This window comes from Pseudomonas violetae, assembly GCF_023072615.1.
Taxonomy (GTDB): Bacteria; Pseudomonadota; Gammaproteobacteria; order Pseudomonadales; family Pseudomonadaceae; genus Aquipseudomonas; species Aquipseudomonas violetae.
Window position 1 is genome coordinate 1 of record NZ_JAKNRW010000089.1, and the last position, 617, is coordinate 617.

General features: G+C 58.2%; 1 protein-coding gene. It reads right to left on the reverse strand.

Annotated elements, in window-relative coordinates:
- Window positions 1–617, reverse strand: a 617-nt coding sequence (locus L9059_RS30560; protein ID WP_345894385.1) for an immunoglobulin-like domain-containing protein, incomplete at both ends; no start/stop codon positions are given.

Consider the following 617-nt stretch of genomic DNA (forward strand, 5'->3'; position numbering starts at 1 on the left):
GCGAGGGTGTGCAGTTTTTCAGTTTCACCAGCAGCAAAGACTACTGTTTTGCCGTCGCTCAAGGTCACAGTGACCGGTTGCAGCTGAGCTTTGTCGAGCTTGATGGTGAACGCTGCGCCCTGGTTTTCCAGGACTGGGCCGTTACCAACAATGGTGATGCCGACGGCATCGCCTTGACCGGTCGGTTCGTCAGTCACGGTGGTTTGCACCGCGTTATCGCCCAGAGTCAGTTTTTCGTAGGTGTCCGCACCGGTGACCGAGTCCAGCTTGTTGACGATGGCTGGTTGGCCACCGACGCCGATGTCATCGGCTGCCGTGATGGTGGCTTGGCCAGTGACGCTGTTCGCCGGAACAGTGATCAACGTACCGTCGGTGAGCTTAAAGGTCAGCTCAGGATGGTTGGTCAACGGCAGACCGGTGCTGGTGGTCAGCGTCACGGTGTAAGTGACTTGGCCGCCTTCCGCCACAGTGGTTTTATCTGCGGTCAGGGTCGCAAACACTTCGCTGGTGGTGTCGCCGATGGTGACCGAAGCTGGGCCACCGATGGTTGGGTTTTCCAGCTGCGCGCCATTCGAAGTGGCACCAGTAATGCTCAGCTCTACAGTTTCGCCGTCTTT